Origin of the sequence: Leisingera methylohalidivorans DSM 14336 (genome assembly GCF_000511355.1) — a bacterium.
In the GTDB taxonomy this organism is placed as follows: domain Bacteria; phylum Pseudomonadota; class Alphaproteobacteria; order Rhodobacterales; family Rhodobacteraceae; genus Leisingera; species Leisingera methylohalidivorans.
Map to the genome: position 1 here is coordinate 1 of NC_023136.1, position 18240 is coordinate 18240.

Annotated in this window: 14 protein-coding genes and 1 pseudogene; 9 read left to right on the forward strand and 6 right to left on the reverse strand. The window is 60.6% G+C overall.

From position 1 onward, the window contains the following. Window positions 1-83: 83 nt before the first annotated feature. Complete coding sequence (locus METH_RS21185; RefSeq protein WP_024092338.1) at window positions 84-410, reverse strand: hypothetical protein; 327 nt, start codon at window positions 408-410, stop codon at window positions 84-86. A 61-nt stretch (window positions 411-471) separates the two neighbouring features. Further along, window positions 472-1626, reverse strand: a complete 1155-nt coding sequence (gene ampC / locus METH_RS21190) for a class C beta-lactamase (RefSeq protein ID WP_024092339.1) — start codon at window positions 1624-1626, stop codon at window positions 472-474. Between the two features lie 999 nt (window positions 1627-2625). On the opposite strand from ampC, the pseudogene METH_RS23590 reads away from it, so the two are divergent. Together METH_RS23590 and METH_RS22865 are read left to right on the forward strand one after the other, a co-directional pair. Further along, window positions 2626-3021 (forward strand): annotated as a pseudogene (locus METH_RS23590) (IS21 family transposase); the annotation flags it as partial. Between the two features lie 159 nt (window positions 3022-3180). Continuing rightward, the gene (locus tag METH_RS22865) at window positions 3181-4311 is read left to right on the forward strand and encodes a tyrosine-type recombinase/integrase (protein ID WP_156927567.1); all 1131 of its coding nucleotides are present in this window, start codon (window positions 3181-3183) and stop codon (window positions 4309-4311) included. Between the two features lie 209 nt (window positions 4312-4520). On the opposite strand, the gene METH_RS21210 is transcribed toward METH_RS22865, so the two are convergent. The 3 genes from METH_RS21210 to METH_RS21220 form a co-directional block, all read right to left on the reverse strand. Beyond that, window positions 4521-5600, reverse strand: coding sequence for a quaternary amine ABC transporter ATP-binding protein (locus METH_RS21210; protein WP_024092344.1), 1080 nt, complete (start codon window positions 5598-5600; stop codon window positions 4521-4523). A 5-nt stretch (window positions 5601-5605) separates the two neighbouring features. Next, window positions 5606-6637 (reverse strand): ABC transporter permease, encoded by a 1032-nt coding sequence (locus METH_RS21215; RefSeq protein ID WP_024092345.1) that lies wholly within the window; start codon window positions 6635-6637, stop codon window positions 5606-5608. A 75-nt stretch (window positions 6638-6712) separates the two neighbouring features. Beyond that, window positions 6713-7675, reverse strand: a complete 963-nt coding sequence (locus METH_RS21220; RefSeq protein WP_044008821.1) for an ABC transporter substrate-binding protein — start codon at window positions 7673-7675, stop codon at window positions 6713-6715. 175 nt (window positions 7676-7850) lie between these two features. Here METH_RS21220 and METH_RS21225 point away from each other — a divergent pair, with 175 nt between their 5' ends. Next, complete coding sequence (locus METH_RS21225; RefSeq protein WP_024092347.1) at window positions 7851-8825, forward strand: LysR family transcriptional regulator; 975 nt, start codon at window positions 7851-7853, stop codon at window positions 8823-8825. 8 nt (window positions 8826-8833) lie between these two features. Here the strand turns inward: METH_RS21225 and METH_RS21230 are convergent, their stop codons facing one another. After that, window positions 8834-10357, reverse strand: coding sequence for a trimethylamine methyltransferase family protein (locus tag METH_RS21230; protein ID WP_044008822.1), 1524 nt, complete (start codon window positions 10355-10357; stop codon window positions 8834-8836). 191 nt (window positions 10358-10548) lie between these two features. Between METH_RS21230 and METH_RS21235 the strand changes: the two genes are divergently transcribed. From METH_RS21235 to hisD, 6 genes are read left to right on the forward strand one after another with little or no spacing between them, the layout of a single operon-like run. Continuing rightward, window positions 10549-12984 (forward strand): GcvT family protein, encoded by a 2436-nt coding sequence (locus tag METH_RS21235; protein WP_024092349.1) that lies wholly within the window; start codon window positions 10549-10551, stop codon window positions 12982-12984. 7 nt (window positions 12985-12991) lie between these two features. Further along, complete coding sequence (locus METH_RS21240) at window positions 12992-14077, forward strand: GlxA family transcriptional regulator (RefSeq protein ID WP_024092350.1); 1086 nt, start codon at window positions 12992-12994, stop codon at window positions 14075-14077. Further along, entirely contained in the window at window positions 13986-14999 is a 1014-nt protein-coding gene (cuyA, locus tag METH_RS21245) for a D-cysteate sulfo-lyase (RefSeq protein ID WP_044008823.1), read from the forward strand. The genes METH_RS21240 and cuyA overlap by 92 nt, the downstream gene beginning before the upstream one ends. Window positions 15000-15001: 2 nt before the next feature. Next, on the forward strand, window positions 15002-16207 hold the full coding sequence (locus METH_RS21250) for a DegT/DnrJ/EryC1/StrS family aminotransferase (RefSeq protein WP_024092352.1): 1206 nt from the start codon (window positions 15002-15004) through the stop codon (window positions 16205-16207). Then, window positions 16204-16905 carry a cysteate racemase gene (cuyB, locus tag METH_RS21255; protein WP_024092353.1) on the forward strand — a complete coding sequence of 234 codons (702 nt, stop codon included), beginning with the start codon at window positions 16204-16206 and terminating at the stop codon, window positions 16903-16905. The genes METH_RS21250 and cuyB overlap by 4 nt, the downstream gene beginning before the upstream one ends. Before the next feature lie 4 nt (window positions 16906-16909). After that, window positions 16910-18175: a histidinol dehydrogenase gene (gene hisD, locus METH_RS21260; RefSeq protein ID WP_024092354.1), complete on the forward strand. Its 1266-nt coding sequence runs from the start codon at window positions 16910-16912 to the stop codon at window positions 18173-18175. Window positions 18176-18240: the final 65 nt, after the last annotated feature.

Consider the following 18240-nt stretch of genomic DNA (forward strand, 5'->3'; position numbering starts at 1 on the left):
TCCTGTGTTGCGGATCGATTGGGCAGGCCGCGCCAGCCTCGCGGTTCCCATCTGTGACCGCAAGATGAGAAACCGCGACAGTGTCAATGGGCTGCGAGCGAATGCCGACGGCAAGAGAATGGCAGAAACGAGCCCGGCGCGCCCTCAATGACCATGATCCAGTTGAGCTGATCGGCAACCTCATGATCGGCGTCATTTGAGGGGCAGGCCGATGTCCGGGCCTGACAGCCGGCTGCGATGAACGTCTCGTTCGACGCCCTGAAGCCAGTGCTGAGGTCTGGGAGGCCAGCGTCATAACTGCGCCAGGCTTTCGCGTAGATGCTGCATTTTTCGAGAGACCAGGCATCGAGCGCTGCAAGCGGGGAGGGGCAGGCCAATTGCAGGGCGAGCCCAAAGAACACCTTCTTCATACACGGAAACTTCCTAAATTGTTGCCGCCGCTTTCTGGGTCAAGTGGCGGCGCAATCCATCCTACTCCTGATCTGCCAGCACGCGCTGAATGAAGGCGTACGTCGCCCGGATGCGGGCTTCGTTCGGGATGTTCCGGTTTGCCAGAACAGCCACCCCCAGCTCCTCTCCCGGCAGGAGGGCAACATAGGCTCCAAATCCATTGGTCGCCCCGGTTTTGTTGAGGATGACGTTTTTTTGCGGCGGCAAAGGCGGATCGAGCGTCTCCATCGGCTGCGGCTTCAGGATATAGGCGTAGCTGTTGCCCTTGATCATCTGTTCCACGCTGACCGGCCAGGGATACTGCTCCCAGATCATGTTCTGAACGTAGGCGTCTGTTTGCGCCAGCCCCTGGCGGGTTCTTTTCAAAGCGGCGTTGAGGTCGTCCGAGGCATCGGCGTGCCCAATGTTAAGCTCCAGGAAACGCACCATGTCGCGCGCGCTGGATTTCACGCCATAGGCTTCGGCGTCCAGAACCCCGGGATTGACCCGGATCGGAAGGTCCGTCTTGCGGTCGTAGCCATACGCATAGCGCTCCAAGGATTTTTCAGGGACATTCACCCAGGTGCTTTGCAGGCCCATTTCCTGAAACAGATCCTGCTCGACCGTATCCGCATACCCCATGCTCAAGACATTGGCTGTGATATGCCCCAAGAGACCGATGCTGATATTCGAGTAGCTTCGGGAGCCTGTGTCGCTTGGCTGCCAATCGGCCAGCCACTCCACGAGGCCTTCGGAGCTCGCTACGGTTTCAGGCACCTGCAGTGGCAGCCCTCCGGAGTTGTGAGTTGCGAGATCCATCAGCGACAAGTCCCCGAAAGCAGTGCCATCAAGGTCCGGCAGCCGTTCGGAAACCTGCTCGTTCAGGTCCATATCGCCGCGTGCTTCAGCCAGGGCGGCCAGGCTGACGTTGAACAGTTTGCTCACCGATCCAAGCTCGAAAAGCGTATCCGGAGACACGGCAGTATTGTCCTCACGGGAGGCAAGGCCTGCCGCATAATAGTAGGTCTGCCCGCGGTGCGTCACACCGACAACCAGCCCGGGCACGTTGTATTCTTCGATAACGGCAGCGAAGCTGCTTTCAGCCAGCTCTTGCATTTGTGCGTCGGTCCAGGGCGCGGCGGTAAGCGCAGCTGGGAGAGACAGCAGCGTGATTGCTGCGGCTGTAAAAAATTTCATGTCTGCCTCATTACTTGAGCCCTCACATGGGCAGGAGCGGCTCTACAGGCAGAGATCGCACCACTCAAACGAGAAATTGTTGCTCGCGCTATTAGATTTTCTATACCCATGCTGGCGTTGCATCAGCATCCGAGACTGACTTGCGGCAGCGCAGAGGGCAGCCAAGTTCGGTGGGGCTTGAATGGCGGCTTCCGGTGTTGCGGAATGGTTGGCTCGCGCGCGCGGCGAGCTACCGCTTCTCTCCCCTCCTCTGAACGTATCGCGACCGCAACGAAAACTGAGCACCCGCAGCGAAAGCCCGAAAGGTCCCGCAGTTTGTGAGCCGACCAGTTCGAAAATCTCGCAGTCACAGCGAATGGCAGGAATGGTGGGCTGCGCCGTAGCAGAAAACCTCGGCTGGCTGCTTCAAACGGTCGAGGTTTGCAAAGGGCGCTTCCTGCGCTTCGCTGACCTTCAAGCAAGGCGCGGCATCGCCAGGGACGGCTGAGCAGACTTGAAGGTCAGCTCTCGGGAAGGCTTTCGCGCGTGCAGCAGAGGCATCGCCGGCCTTGCATGAATGTCGTGTTTGGGCTGCATGCGGGTCTTTGCCGCGCTCGTCTTGAACGCCTGTTCTTGTGTCGGCAAATCCCGAGCTTTCGGCTCGTGACCGGGCTCTATCCGGATACCGACTGCATCGGCATCCGGACGGAACCTGGATAGCTCAATCTCCCTGCGGCCTGGGAGCGGCGGAACGCGTCTCGTTCCGAGCCACTTTCCACCGCGGCCACAAGTCGTTTGCACTACCCAGGTTCCGCCCCGGGGGGGGACGATCCCTTTTGCGGGAACTAGGCTGGACAGTCTCGCCTGGGCAGCTGCGCCTCCTGCAAGAGACATTAGAAATCCGCGTGTAAACAGGCGTGCAATTCTGGCCCCGTAGAGGGGTGATCGGCTTCCAGAAATGCCCCCCCTTAACATTGATGGTCATGATGCTCCCGTGGTTATCGGGGAGCACAGTGTGGGATGATGGTTGTGGAGACGATTGCGAATATCCGGCGGGCATATTTTCAGGATAAGAAGTCGATCAAGCAGATCTGCCGCGAGCTGCGGGTGTCGCGGAACACAGTGAGGAAGGTAGTCCGGTCCGGTGTGACTGCGCTCACCTAAGAGCGGACTGTTCAGCCGCTTCCAAAGCTTGGCCACTGGAGGGATGAGCTTGACGGCATGCTAACTGAGAACGCCAAGAAGCCCAAGCGTGAGAGACTGACCCGCATCCGGATTTTTGAGGAGCTCCGGGCTCATGGATACGGCGGCGGCTATGATGCGGTTCGGCGTTACGCGGCCACGTGGTCCAGGGAAGAGCGGGAAGCGTCGGCCGCTGCCTACAGTCCCCTGATCTTCGATCCGGGCGAGGCCTACCCTCCTCACCCCGCTGATCCTGTCATCTCTCAAGCCGCGCAAGAAGGAATACGTGCTTCATGATGCCCAGTGCGACGGCCTGGCCCTGCGTGTCCAGCCCGGCGGCGCCAAGTCCTGGGTCTGCTGGCAGCGGGACGCGGGAAAACCCGGCGTGTCACCTTGGGGCGTTTTGAGGACATGGAAATCTGCGAGGCACGCGAGGCCTTCCATGCGCACAGAGGCACAGGACAACAGCCCCCTGCCCCGGAGCAGCGCAACACACTCACCTTCTCGGCACGCTGCACCGCCTTCCTGGATGCCAAGCGCGGGATCTATGCCAATTCCACGCTTTCCGCCCTGGGCTACTATCTGGACACACACCTTCTTCCCGCCTTTGGCCGGCGGAGAATTGCGCGGATCACAACGCCCGAGATCGCGGAATGGTTCTATTCCTATTCCCGCTCCAGGCCGGGCGGCGCCAACCAGGCGCTCCGGCACTTCACGACAATACTGAACTGGGGCCGGGAAGCAGGACTTCTTCCGGCGGATTTGCCCAATCCGGCAGCGCCTCTGCGTTTCAACCGGCGCTTGGCGCGCGGGCGCATGCTGAGCAGCGGCCAGCTTCGGCGGCTGGCCGTCGTGCTGGACTCTGCCTCCTCCAAACAACGGGACGCTGCGGACGCGATTTGGCTGATGCTGCTGACCGGCTGCCGCTCCGGCGAAATCCTGCGGTTGAGATGGGACGAAGTCCAGAAAGACAGGCTCGCCCTCCGGCGCACCAAAACAGGCCCGCGCGAGGTCAATCTGAGCGATGCTGCAATCCAGTACCTTGACCGGCTGCGAAAACACCGCCGGTCCAGCTACGTATTCCCGGCGCGGCGGACTAAGCAGCCGCATCGCATATCAATCGACCACGCTTGGCAAACCTTCAAACACCTGGCCGGATTGCCCGACGGGATCCGGCTGCACGATCTCCGCCACACCTATGCCTCCCACGCCATCATGTCGGGCGAAATCCTGCACATGACTGGCAAGCTGCTTGGCCACAGGTCACCGGACAGCACCGAGCGTTACGCCCATCTTGATGCAAGTTACCTGGCCAAGGCTACAGACAAAGTGGCTGGGAAAGTCGATGGGCTGTTAAGCGGTTATCCGCAATCTCTCGCCCAGCTGAGTGGTCTTCTGGACAATTTGTGGGCACGAACTCGACGAGAGCGCTCGCGGGCTAACGTTTTCACACAGCCTCGGCTGGCTCCCGTCATGCCAGGGAGCACCCGGGATCCACTCTGGTCTTCCAGGGCGGTGGTCTAGTCGCCGCGACGCCGCAAGGCGGCAGTTGATCCCAAAGTGCCGGATGCTGCGTTTTGCACGAATGTCAGATTCTCTGAAAAAACCGCAACGTGACAAAATCAAACACAGCTTCGCTAGGGGGGCAGCACACTCGTTTTTAGTGTTTGGTGACTTTTCCGACTGCGACAAAAAAACAACCGTTTGGAGCAACTCAAAATTCAACGTCGCAGCTATGCTACGCTTGATGCGCTAGCCGTACCCTGGACCTCCGGGGTGTTTCTGTTGGAGGCATAGGGCACCAAAGCCAGCATCAAATCACGCATTTCGATCTTCCCCGCGACCTGCCCCTCCCGGAGGACTCTTACCGAGACATCGGCGCGCCCGCCTGCTGTTCTGATGACAGTTTCAAGAGTGTCCTGCCAGTCGACTTCTCCGGCAACGGTTCCCACCGGAGCCCCCGCAACGGCGATGGTTCCGGCCCGCAGCACCCGCGCGCGGTTGATGTCACCCACAAAGGCTTCGATATACGGGTCGCCCGGGTTCATCACAATCTCTTGCGGAGAGCCTTGCTGTACAACAGCGCCGTCCTTGAGGATCACCAGATGATCGGCAAGCTTCAGCGCCTCATCCAGGTCATGCGTAATGAAGATGATCGTTTTGTGCAGTTCAGTTTGAAGTTCAAGAAGCAGATCCTGCATGTCGGTCCGGATCAGCGGATCCAGCGCCGAGAAGGCTTCGTCCAGCAGCATGATGTCGGTATCTGCGGTCAGCGCACGGGCAATGCCGACACGCTGCTGCATCCCGCCTGATAGCTGATTGGGATAGCGGTTTTCGAACCCGGACAAGCCGACACGATCAAGCCATTTGCGCGCTTCTGCCTCCCTTTTTTCCCGCTCGACCCCCTGAATGCGCAGCGCGGTTGCCGCATTTTCCAGCACGGTCTTGTGGGGCAGCAGGGCGAATTTCTGGAACACCATGGACATGGACGTGCGCCGTATGCCGCGGAGGCTAACCGGGTTCAGATCCGTGACATCCTGCCCGTCCAACAGGATTTCTCCAGCGGTTGGCTCGATCAAGCGGTTCAGGTGCCGGATGAGAGTGGATTTCCCAGAGCCTGACAGCCCCATGATGACGGAAATTTCCCCGGCTTGCATGTCAATATTGATGTCCCGCAGCCCCAGCACATGCTGGTGCCGTTCCAGGAGCTCCGGTTTGCCAAGGCCCTGATCCCGCACCAAGGGCAGAACGGCTTTCGGGTTGGAGCCGAAGATCTTGTACAAGTTCCGGATCTGAATTTTGGGTGTCGTCATTTGAGTCAATCCGTCTTGTGCGTTGGGTCAATGCGTTGCAGGGCTGCTTTGGAGCAGCGGTCCAGCACCACCGCCAGCAAAACAATACCGAAGCCAGCGACCAGTCCAACGCCCAGTTCCAGGTTGCGTATTCCCCGCAGGACAAGCACGCCGAGACCGGGAGCGGAGACCAGAGACGCAATCACCACCATTGCAAGGCTCATCATGATCGTCTGGTTCACCCCGGCCATGATATTGGGCAGGGCAAGGGGCAGTTGCACACCATACAGTTTTTGCCGGTCTGTCATTCCGAAGGCGTCGGCGGCCTCGATCACGTCTTTCTCGACCAGCCGGATGCCCAGGTCGGTCAGCCGGATCACGGGGACAATCGCGTAGAGGATGATCGCGATGCCATACAGCTTTGGCTCGGTCACGGAAAACAGGAAGATCAGCGGGATCAGATAGACGAAACTCGGCAGCGTCTGAAGCATGTCGAGGATGGGGAGCATAATCTGCTGCATCCGGTCGGACCGGGACATCATGATGCCAATCGGCACACCGAACAGAACACTGAACCCGGTGCAGACAAATATGATCGACAGCGTCTGCAAGGCGACATCAAGATGGTCGATCACGCCGAAGAACAGGAAGACAGACGCGACAAAGACCGTGATGCTCACGGTGCGCGTGGCCAGCCAGGTCGCCAAGACCAGAAGCGGGATCAGAATCCACCAGGGTGTGGCCATGAAGGTAAAAAGCGCCCCTTCCAGTATCCACGACAACGGCTGGGTCAGCGGGTCAAGGACAAACTTGAGGCTGTCCTTGATGGAAAGGAAACCTTGCTCGACGCTGATCGTCATGTCCCGGGTTTGGGGAAAAGCGTTGCAGGCCTCGTGAAGGGTGTCCAACGAAGGAAACGGGAGTGTCCCGGAACTCTCCGCATTGCCTTCATTGGTCTGGGCTAGCAATTGGGCCATGCTCATCGGCGAATCCGCCGCATCGGCATCGCACCAGTCACGCAATCCCAACCGGTCAAACAGTTTCTCGTAGCTCGTCACGCTTTGGCCCCTTAACAGATCTTCAAATGAGCGTGCCGCCGAGCACTGGTTGCCGGGGCACGCTCGTGCGTTGCTTTAATTCAGGATCGCGGTCAGCTTTGCGCGGGCGTCGTCGTTCAGCCAGCCGCTCCACTGATCTTTGTTGTTTGTCAGGAAATACACAGCGCCTTCCTCGGCAGAGGCATTGTTGTCTTCCATCCAGGCGAGCACCCCGTTCATCTGGTCGTTGGTGAATGAAATGTTCGACATCAGTTCGGCGATCGCGGGTTCACGCTGCTGGAAATCGGTCGTCGCAGCCGTTTTGACCGCAGCACGCGGATAGGCCGAGACACCGGGTTCCGCGCAGTCCTTGGAACTGTTGCAGTTATGCAGTTCCGCATCATGCGCACCGACATCAACCTGAACCATCGGATATTTGCCCAGAATGGCGGTCGGGGCCCAGTAGAAGCCGAACCAGGGTTTCTGGTCCGCATAGGCCGAGGCGATGGCTGTTGCCAGCGTTTCGCCCGATCCATGGTTGAACACCTCGATCCCCTTGCTTTCCATATCAATGACACGGTTCATGTTGTCATTGACGGTTCGGCATCCCCAGCCATCGGGGCAATTGTCAAACCGGCGGCCGACAAGGCCGGGGTTGGCCAGAATACCGTCCAGGGTGGCCGCTTCGGGATGCGCATCGACCACATATTGCGGCACCCACCAACCTTCGATACCGCCATCTGACAGCACGTCGGCCAGTTCGATCAGCTTACCGTCCGCAACAAGTTCGGCATAAGCTGGGGCAGTATTGACCCAAAGTTCGGTCAGAATGTCAGGAATGCCGGTCTCTGCAACGGAGGTCAAAGCTGTCGGTGTCGAGGATGGAACGGTCGTGACGCTGCACCCATACCCCTGTTCCATCAGGAATTTGGCCACTGAAGTCACGACATTGGCCGAAGCCCAGTCCATTTGCGTGATGGTCACGTCACCGCAGCCTTCGGCCCAAGCCGGCGCAGCAAGGCCCATGGCAAATGCGGATGTCAAAAGCAATCTTTTCATTTCTATCTCCCAAGTTTTTGGCTTGGCACCGCCAGAAGCCCAATCTGCTATGGTTTGCAAAGCTCCCACAGCTTCCTGAAACGGAAGACAACTATTCGATTGATAGGATGATATCTGATCAATAGTATCATAATTTAAAAGTTATCCGATGCAGATCCTTAGAAAGAAAGATCACATGGCCCGCCAACCAGCCCCCAAAGATCTTAGTCTCAAGTGGCTGGAGATTTTTCAGATATGTGCACAGAAAGGTTCGCTTCAGGCGGCATCCGAAGACACCGGACTGACCATCAGTACCGTGTCGCATCATCTGCGCAATCTGGAAGATCATCTTGGGGTCGAGTTGTTCAACCACTCGCGCAGGCCAATGGTGTTGACCCCCAAGGGTCAGGTGTTTCTGCGCAATATAGATGATGCGCTTTATGCAATCCGCAAAGCCAAGGCCGAGGCCTCGGCTGGAAGTATTGCAGACGCAAGTTATCTGAGGATCGGCACGATTGAGGACTTCGACAGCGATATCATTCCGGAACTGGCAGTCTTCCTGTCGGAAAACATGTCGTCCTGCAACTTCATGTATCAAACGGATTCCAGCCACGCGATTATCGAACTGCTGCGCAACCGCCATCTTGATCTGGGGATCACGACCACACCGGATGAAAGGCTGCGCGACCTGCAGGACCGCCCATTGCTGCGTGACCCCTTTGTTGTGGTGCTGCCCCGGTTCAGCGAGCAGTCATTGGCGGATATTGTCGAAGGCCGCACCAAGCTTCCGTTCTTGCGATTTTCAAGCAACCTGATCATCGCAAGGCAGATAGAATCCCAGATGCGGCGCATAGGACTTAGAGCGCTCTCCAACTTTGAATGCAGCAACAACCAAACGCTGATGGCAATGGTTGCGGCGGGCTCCGGGTGGACCATCACCACACCCTTGCTGTTCTCCCGGGCCAAGCGGTTTCAGCCGAAACTTGCTATACACCGGTTCCCCGGCAAGAGCTTTTCGCGCACGCTGGCCATTGTCTCGACCCCCGATTGTTCAAGGTCCGTGCTGGAACTGATCGACAGCCAAATGCGGGGGTTAATCCGGGAGCATGTCATCTCAACGCTGCATCAGCAAACGCCATGGCTTGCTGACAGCTTTAAACTAGTGGACTGACTTCCGCATCAGGATGACAGGATTTTGAACCGGGACCGGATTTCCTGTTCTTGCTCTGGGGTAAGATAGGCCGGGTTGTGGCAACGCAATATCTCACGGGCTTTTATCCTGGCACGCCCCCAGGCATCCTGCGCCCCGTTTTCAGCCCATGTGCGCGGCTCGTCGCGGTCTGCAAGCTTTGGATAGAAGTAGTCGCGCTCCATCGCGGCATATGTATGCTGACCGCCAAGGAAATGGCCCTCTCCCAATACAGCGCCGCAGATGGCCTCGAACCCCAGATTCTCATCCGTCACCTCAATCCCGCGCAGCGCGCGGTAGGTGTTCGAGTGCATTTCATCATCCAGCACGAACCCCTCGAAACTTGCCCCCAACAGCGATGCGGTCATTCCCGAGCTTTCATAGATCAGGTTGCCGCCTGCCAGCGCCGCCGCCATCGAGGTGATGCCCTTTTCCATCCCGTATTGAGCGTCAATGGCCTTGGCGTCCGTCATCGAGCAGGCCACCCCCGACGGCAGGCCCAACCAGTTCGACAGCTGCGCCGAGGCCGCGTTCAGCACCGCGGTCTCGCCGCTGCCGCCGGAAAACGCACCGGTGCGCAGGTCAATCACCAGCGGCCAGTTGGAGAACACCATGGGATAGCCGGGCTGGATGGCGTGTACCATCAGCAGGCTGCCAAGTGTTTCAGCAAGCGATTGCGCCAGAAAGCCGGCCAATGTGGCAGGCGCGGTCGCCCCGGCCTGCGCCGCAGTGATGCAGGAGATCGGAATGTTGTGCCGGATACACTCATACACCACATCCACCGCATCCTCGCCATAGCGCATAGGCGAGATCATCGGGCTGATATGGGCCTTCATAAAGGGGCGCCTGGAAAACTCTCCCGGGCCGCCTGCCGCGATGTCCAGCATCCCGGCAATCGGGGCCACATACTCGGCTAGCGTGAACGAGGTTGCTGTTGGCTTGGAGGTGTTTTTCAGCAGCGCAAAAACCGTGTTGACGTCCAGATCGTAATTGCCGGGCACGTCCGTTGCCACGCAGCAGCGGGTGAACCAGCTGACATTGGCCAGCGTGTCCTGGAGCCGTGTGAAATCATGAAGGTCTTCCAGGGTCGACGGGCGGTAGAGCCCGCTGTCCATATCCAGGGTCTGTACCGCCGCGCCACCGGTGCCGAAATACACTTTGTTGCCACCGACCTCGATCGAGCGCTCCGGGTCGCGGCCATGCAGGATAAAGGTCTTGGCGGCCTGATCAATTGCCTCTTCGACCAATGCAGGCGGGAACAGGATCCGTCCGTTGCCATTGTCGATGGCCCCGATGGCCAGCAGATCGGCGTGCAGCCGGTCCGGCACTTCGCCGATGCCGAGTTTTTCGAGCAAGTCGAGCGCAGTATCGTATATGCGCCGCAAATCAGAATCGCTGAGTGGTTTGTATGCGCCGCCGGCCTGACCAGGCGGGCATGGGTCCACTGCAGGCTTTGCTGCCCGCTGTGCCAGACGCTCCCGGCGCCCGCCTCTCTTTCCACGCTGTACAGCCATATCACGTCCTTTGAAGCAGGTGCTACGGATGCGATCCAATGGCCTTGGCTGCGCTTGGCGCAATGGTCTCTCGATTTATGCTAAAAAATAGAACTCTAAGTTCGAAATTATATGAAAACAGAGCCGTGCAATTGCTCTGAGAGGCAATGTGACGGTGTATCTGGGTCAAATTGTTTCGGAGGCGCTCTTCTATGAAATCCCGTACCAAAGTTGTAGTGATCGGCGGCGGCATCGCCGGCTGTTCCACCCTCTACCACCTCACCCAGGAAGGCTGGAGTGACGTCGTCCTGGTCGAACGCAATGAGCTGACCAGCGGCACCACCTGGCATTCCGCCGCACAAGTCACGAACTTTGGCATGAACCAGACCATGGTCGGCCTCAAGACCCATTCGATCAACCTGTACAAACAGCTGGCTGAAAACCCGGAATACCCAATCAATTACCACCATGCAGACGGCGGCATCCGGCTGGCCAATACCGAAGAGCAGATGCAGGGCTACCGCCACTTCGCCTCCATGGCGCGCGGCATGGATGTGCATCTCGAAGTGATCGACGCCGAGGAATGCGCCCGCCGCCACCCGCTGATCTCTACTGACAATATGATAGGGGGTCTCTGGGACCCGCTGGACGGCGATATCGACCCTGCGCAACTGTGCCAGGCGCTCGCCTACCACGCCCGTAAGGCAGGTGCCGAGGTCTACCGCAATACCCCGGTCACCGCTCTTACCCAGCACAAGGACGACACCTGGACCGTGCACACGGAACATGGTGACATCGACTGTGACATCGTGGTGAACGCCTGCGGCTACCGGGTGAACGAGGTTGGCGCGATGATGGGGGTGCACCACCCGGTCGCCTCGATGGAGCATCAGTATTTCCTGACCGAAGACATCCCCGGCATCATTGACGCGGGCCACCGGATGCCGCTGATCCGCTGCCCGATCAGCGACTACTACAGCCGCCAGGAAAAGAACGGGCTGCTGATCGGCTTCTACGAGCAGGACTGCAAAACCTGGGGCATGGACGGGATCGACCCGAACTTCGTGAACGCCCTGTGCCCCGATGATCTGGAGCGTGTGATGGACGTGCTGGAGGGCGCTTTTGAACGGATGCCTGCGCTGCGCGAAACCGGGATCCGGTCCATTGTCAACGGCCCGATCACCTATACCATCGACGGCGCGCCGCTGATCGGCCCGATCCCGGGTAAGCGCAACGCCTTCTGCGCTATCGGCCTGCGCGCGGGCTTGGGCGAAGGCGGCGGCCACGGCTGGCTGCTGGCGCAGCAGATTGTGCATGGCGAGGCCTGCTATGACACCTGGTGCATCGACCCGCGCCGCTTTACCGGCCACACCAATGTGGAGCTGACGGCGCTGAAAGCGATCGAGGATTACCAGAACGAATTCCGCTTCCACTTCCCGCATGAGCACCGCCCCGCCGGGCGTCCGGCCAAGACCACGCCGCTGACCCCTGTGCTGGCAGCCGAGGGTGCGGAGTTCACTGTCGTAAACGGCTGGGAGCGGATGGACTACATCAAGCCCGCGCCGGATTTCCACCCCTCGCTGACTTTCAATTTCGACGAGGCCTTCGGCATCGTCGCAGAGGATGTGAAGAACGTGCAGGAAAACGTCGGCCTGTGCGAAGTGAACGGCTTCAACCGGTTTGAGATCACCGGCGACGGCCGCCACAGCTTTCTGGACCGCATGTTCTGCGGCGCCGTGACCAAGCGCGACGGCCGGGTCGGGCTGGGCTATCTGCTGAACCGTCATGGCATGGTCAAGGGCGAGGCGACGATTGCCAACCTGCCGGCATCCGACCGGGGCGCGGCGCGGGTCTGGTACGGGTCTGCGGCGGCCAGTGAATATCACGACATGGACTGGCTGCAGCAGCATGTCCGTGCAGATGAGGACGTGCAGATCCGGTCGCTGACCAATGAGCAGACCATTCTGGTTCTGGCAGGCCCCAAGGCGCGCGATGTGCTGTCGGCCTGTTCCCGCGGCGATTGGTCTAAAGAGGCGTTCCCGTGGCTGTCGGTGCGCGAATGCTTCATCGGGTTCTCGCCGGCGACCGTCCTGGGCGTCAGCTTCTCGGGCGAGCTGGCCTATGAGATCCACGTGCCCAATGCCTCGCTTTACGCGGCCTATCTGGCGCTGCGCCAGGCAGGCGAGGCGCATGGGATGAAGCTGTTCGGCGCCCGCGCGGTGGAATCGATGCGGATGGAGAAGGGGTTCCTGCACTGGAAGGCGGATATCCTGACGGAATTCGACCCTTTCGAGACCTCGCTGGACCGGTTCGTGAAGATGGACAAGGGCGATTTCATCGGCCGCGAGGCGCTGCAGAAGCGCCAGGCGCAGGGCCCGTCCAAGAAGCTGGTGACGCTGAAGGTGGACGCAACCCATGCGCCGGCCCAAGGCGGGGCCTCGCTGATGCAGGGCAGCAAGGTCGTGGGCACCGTGACCTCGGGCGACTGGGGGCACCGGGTGGGTCTGAACCTGGCCTATGCCTTTGTCGATCCGGAGCTGGCGGACGAAGGCACCACAATGCAGCTGGATATGTATGGCGGCATGGTAGAGGCCGAGGTCATTGCGCCGTCGCCCTATGATCCCGGCTATGGCCTGATGCGGAGCTGAGCCGGTCATGAAAAACGTTGTGGTCATAATACTGGCTGAGCAGGGATATGTCCCGACAGAGCTGGCGCTGGTGCTTGATGTCCTGCGCATCGCCACGCGGCTGAGTTCTGAGGTCCGTTTTGCCCATCAGGTATGCACAACACAGGATGACGCGCTGGTCGAGGGAATGGGGGGCAGCCTGGTGCGCGCAACCCCGTTCCAGCCCGACGGCGCCGCACTGCCCGATCACCTGCTGGTGCTGGGCGGTGCGGGCATCCGGCCGGCGTTCCGCAGGCTGAAGCCGCGGCTGTGCTGGCTGGAACGTCTGGGCGTCAGCATCACGCTGCTGTCCGATGCGGCTGCGGAATGGAAGCGGCTGCATCCAGACACGGATGACATGACCACCCATTGGGAAATCCAGCAGCTGGATCAGGATGCGGGGTATTCGCTGGACCAGTCGCTGCCGCTGTTTGCGCAGAAGGTGCGGATCATGACGGGCGGGGGCATGGCCTCTACTGCGGATCTGGTGCTGTCGCAGATCGTGGCGCCGCTGTCGCCGCATTTGGCGCAATCGGTGGCCCAGGTGCTGCTGATGGGGGAAATCCGTGACGGAACCATCCAGCAGCCGCGCAGTGCCAACGATGTGATGGCCCTGCGCCTCGTGAAGCTGGAACCTGTGATCGCGGCGATGGAGAACGCGCTGGAAACCCCGCTGACGGTGGCGCAGCTGTCTGAAATCGCAGGTTTTTCCATCCGCCAGATGGAACGCAAGTTCAAATCGCAGCTGGGCCAGAGCCCGGCTGCATTCTACCGGTCGCTGCGCCTGCGCCGTGCCAAGGCGCTGATCGAACAGACCGTTCTGCCCATTTCCGAAGTCGCGGTGGCCTGCGGCTTTATCAGCCTGTCGAATTTCTCGAAGAAATACACACAGGAATTCGGGGTTTCCCCTTCCAAACGACGGGCTCAGCTGACGACCGCTTCGCGCCCGCGTCAACTTACATCTGAACATCAAGGAACAAGCTATGCATCTCTCCCGCTTTCCCCGAGTCCATCTCGCTCATTTGTCCACACCGCTGGAACCCATGAAACGCCTGTCCAAGGAGTTGGGGGTTGATCTCTGGATCAAACGTGACGACTGCACCGGCATGTCGACTGGCGGCAACAAGACCCGCAAGCTGGAATTCCTGATGGCCGAGGCGCTGGAACAAGGTGCCGATATGGTGATGACACAAGGCGCGACCCAAACCAATCACGGGCGCCAGACCGCAGCCTTTGCCGCCAAACTGGGGCTGAAATGCCATATCCTGCTGGAGGACCGGACCGGGTATGAGGACAGCAATTACAACACCAACGGCAACGTGCTGCTGGATCACCTGCATGGCGCCACGACCGAAAAGTTCCCCGCAGGCCAGAACATGCCCGCCGAGATGGAACGCGCAGCCGGGAAAATGCGTGCCAAAGGCCATAAGGTCTATGTCATCCCCGGTGGCGGCTCCAATCCGACCGGCGCGCTTGGCTATGTGAACTGCGCGTTTGAATTGCTGGCGCAAACCAATGACTCCGGGCTCAAGATCGACCGGGTCGTGCATGCGACCGGGTCGTCGGGCACCCAGGCGGGGCTTGTAACCGGCATGTGTGCCATGAACAGCCAGATCCCCGTGCTGGGCATCGGCACCCGGGCGCCGCAGCCGAAACAGGAACAGATGGTCTATGATCTGGCCTGCAAAACCGCCGAGAAACTGGGCTGCCCGGGTGTGGTCAAGCGTGAAGACGTGATGGCCAATACCGATTACGTCGGTGAGGGCTATGGCCTGCCGACCAAAAGCGGCATCGAGGCCATTCGCATGTTTGCCGAGCTTGAGGGCATCCTGCTGGACCCCTGCTATTCTGCCAAGGGCGCGGCCGGGCTGATCGATCTGGCCCGCAAGGGTGAGTTCAAGGACGAGCGCGTGGTGTTCCTGCACACGGGCGGCGCTGCGGCTCTGGGCGGGTATGACTTCGCCTTCGATCACGGCAACCGCTGGGTCAACCTGTAAAGATGGAGGACATCGTGGCTCGGAAGTTCACCCAAGTGTTCACGCAGCAGGCGCCCTTGCCTGCCGAGTCGATGCAGGCCGCGATGTCCGTTCTGGAAAGCGGCAGGCTGCACCGATACAATCTGTTGCCCGGCGAAACAGGCGAAGTGGCGGCGCTGGAAGCCGAGTACCGCGACTGGCAAGGCAGTGCCTACTGCCTTGCGCTGACGTCGGGCGGTCAGGCGCTGCAGATCGCCATGCGCGCCTGCGGCGTCACGCCGGGCGATGTTGTTCTGACCAATGCCTTCACGCTGGCCCCGGTGCCGGGGGCCATCGCCGCCGCCGGCGGCCGCGCCGCCCTGGTCGAAATCACCGAAGACCTGCGTCTGGATCTGGGCGACCTTGGAGAGAAGATTGCTGCCACCGGGGCACGGTTCCTGTTGCTGTCCCATATGCGCGGGCATCTGTGCGACATGGAGGCCCTGATGCGCATCTGCGACCGTGCCGGGGTCACGGTGATCGAAGATTGTGCCCACACGATGGGTGCGCGCTGGAACGGCAGACGCTCGGGGAACTTCGGCAAGGCCGCCTGTTTCTCGACACAGACATACAAGCACATGAACTCGGGCGAAGGCGGGTTCCTGACCACTGATGACGCCGGGATTGCCGCGCGTGCGACGATCCTGTCGGGCAGTTACATGCTGTATGAACGGCACGGCGCAGGCCCCGCACCCGAGGCGTTTGCCGAAACCCGCTATCAGATGCCGAATTGTTCTGCCCGGATGGACAGCCTGCGTGCAGCGATCCTGCGCCCGCAGCTGGCCCGGCTCGACGGGAGCATCAGCGCCTGGAACGCGCTCTATGCCGTTACCGATCGCGGGCTTGCCGCATCGAACCGGATCCGCACCATCACAAGGCCTGCTGCGGAAACGCCGGTGGGATCGTCGATCCAATTCCGTCTGCCCGGTTTCAGCGCAGCGCAATGCGAGGCCGTGCTGGCCGCTGCCGATGCGCGCGGCGTCGAGTTGAAGTGGTTTGGCGCCGCCGAACCAAGGGGCTTCACCTCCAACCATCAAAGCTGGCGCTACATGGACAGGCATGCCTTGCCGCATACCGATCGCGTGCTGTCGGCGCTGTTTGACATGCGTCTGCCGCTGCCGTTCAGCGAACAGGACTGCGCCTTCGTTGCAGAGCTGATCTGCGAGGCCGTGGATGAGGTGGCGTCATGACCCGTCGCGTGGTCGGTGTTCTGGGCGGGATGGGGCCAGAGGCCACAATCCTTTTGCAACAACGTCTGCTGCAGAAGATCGAGGCCCGCGATGATGCCGACCACCTGCCGCTTTTGATCGACATGAACCCGCAGGTGCCCTCGCGGATTGCGCATCTGATCGAAGGGCGCGGCGAAAACCCGGGCCCGGTTCTTGCTGGCATGGCGCAGCGGCTGGAAACCGCTGGCGCCACTGCCCTGGCCATGCCCTGCAACACGGCCCACCACTATGCGCCCTTCATTACGGCGGCAGCCACAGTTCCCTTTCTCGATATGGTGGCGCTTTCGGTGGCTGTGGCCCGTCAAAACCTGCCGCAAGGGGCCAAAGTCGGAATTCTGGCCTCGCCCGCCGTCAAGATGGCGGGAGTGTTTGATGAGCCCCTCAAAGAGGCGGGGCTGTCGGCGCTCTGGCCGGCCGATGCGGACAGGATGCTGACCGCCATCAAGCAGATCAAGGTAAACGGACCCACGCCAGATGCCCTGGGCATCCTGACCGATGCGGCAACCGAACTGACCCGGTGCGACGCCGATATGCTGTTTGTCGCCTGTTCCGAGTTTTCCCTGATGGCAGAAGAATTGGTCGCGCAGGTGCCGATTGTCGACACTGTCGATGTTCTGGCCACTGCCATCCATGACCACACCACCCAAGAAGCGAGCTGATCCAATGGCAATCACCTATCTCAAAAAGGCCGCGCCCCGGCCCGCAGCAGAAAACAACGGCATCCGCGATATCGTCTCGGTCATGCTGACCAATATCGAACGTGAGGGAGAAGAGGCGGTTCGGCGCTACGCAAAGAAACTGGACGGCTGGGCTGGCGGCATCGTGCTTTCCGATGCAGACCGGGCCGCCGCCTGTGCCCGCGTTCCGCAGGACCTGAAAGACGACATCCAGTTCGCCCATGCGAATATCCGCCGCTTTGCAGAGGCGCAAAAAGCCACCATGGGGGAATGCGAGATCGAGGTCATCCCCGGGCTGGTGGCAGGGCAGAAGCAGATACCGGTCTCCAGCGCGGGGTGTTACGTGCCCGGAGGCCGCTACAGCCACATTGCCAGCGCCCTGATGACCATCACCACCGCCAAAGTGGCCGGTGTCAAACATATCACGGCAGTTTCGCCGACCCGGCCGGAGACCGGCATACCCGATGCGATCATCTATGCGATGGACCTGAGCGGCGCGGATCTGATCCTCAACCTGGGCGGGGTCCAGGCCATTGCCGCCATGGCGCAGGGCCTGTTTGGGGCCAAACCCGCCGATATTCTGGTCGGCCCGGGCAACTCCTATGTCGCCGAGGCTAAGCGGATGCTGTTTGGAGATGTGGGGATCGACATGTTCGCCGGGCCGACGGACTCGCTCGTCATTGCCGACCATACCGCCGAAGTAGAAACCGTTGCCTGGGATCTGGTCAGCCAGGCGGAACATGGTGCCGACAGCCCCGTCTGGCTGGTCACCACGAGCCAGACCCTGGCCGAAGGTGTCATGGCCCGGGCCGAGGGCCTGATCCGCGAGCTGCCGGAGCCCAACCAATCGGCCGCGCGCCAGGCCTGGGCGGATCGCGCCGAGGTCATCCTTTGCGGCAGCCGTGAAGAAGCGGCCCAAGTCAGTGACCGCTATGCCCCCGAGCACCTGCAGGTCCAGGCCGAAGATCTCGATTGGTGGCTGGACCGCCTCACTGCCTATGGCTCACTGTTCCTGGGGCGGGAGACCACGGTGTCCTTCGGTGACAAGACCTCCGGTCCGAACCATGTCCTGCCCACCAGCGGCGCGGCGCGCTATACCGGCGGCTTGTCGGTGCACAAGTTCACCAAGACCGTCACCTGGCAGCGCAGCAATGCCGCAGCATCCCATGAGTTGGCGCTGCGCACGGCGCGGATCAGCCGGATGGAAGGCATGGAGGGGCATGCCCGGGCGGCGGAGCTGCGTCTGAGCTGACACTGGCGCGCGCCCTTCTGGCCAGCGAACTGCGAAAACGGGGACGTCACCCTGAACCGACGTCC